The 626-nt window shown below is 63.4% G+C and carries 1 pseudogene; it reads left to right on the top strand.

Features of this window, described 5'->3' with window-relative positions:
- Window positions 1-626: pseudogene (locus tag QHC67_RS19020) on the top strand (conjugal transfer protein TraG); the annotation flags it as partial.

Below are 626 nucleotides of genomic sequence, written 5' to 3'. Positions count from 1 at the left end.
GATTTCAGCCAATCGGCGCGCAGCGACACCAGCACGCGGTTCGAAGCCGGCAAGCAGGCGGGATCGGATACGATCGAGCATTTCATGGGCGGCGGTGCGGAAGGCCAGGCCATGCTCTCCAACTGGCTGCGCGGCGGGTTCGAGATGGACCGCAAGGGCGAATGGCGGCTGAAGCCGCAGGTCGCCGACACGCTCCAGCGTGATGTGCAGGCGATCATGGCCCAGACTGGGTGGCAGCGGTCCGTGTCACGATTGGCCCAAGATCAGACGACGATGGGAACCAGCCTTGGCGTCGACGTGGGCCGGGACGTCAGTGTTTCCGATACTGAAACGACTGGCGGTCGCGGCAGCACTCCAAGCCGGGGGCGGCGGGCGCCAACGGGGCCCGTCGAGAAAACGGACCGCGCCACGGTGGGACGTTTCGGTGCGAGGGTAGGCTTTGAAAGCCACGATACCGGCAGCACCAGCGAAAGTGCACAGTCAAATCTGGACATCGTCAATTATGATGTGCGGGAGTCGATTGCTGCCGCTGAGCGTGCAGCAGCGCGCTCCAGCGATCCAGCAGGCACTTTCTCCCATGAGCTATCGAATCGTGTCTTGGGGAGCAAAGGCATGCGCAATCGCTA

Origin of the sequence: Sphingobium sp. (assembly GCF_033795625.1) — a bacterium.
GTDB lineage: Bacteria > Pseudomonadota > Alphaproteobacteria > Sphingomonadales > Sphingomonadaceae > Sphingobium.
The sequence above is the reverse complement of the archived record's forward strand: the minus strand, read 5'-3'. Positions and strand labels throughout refer to the sequence as shown.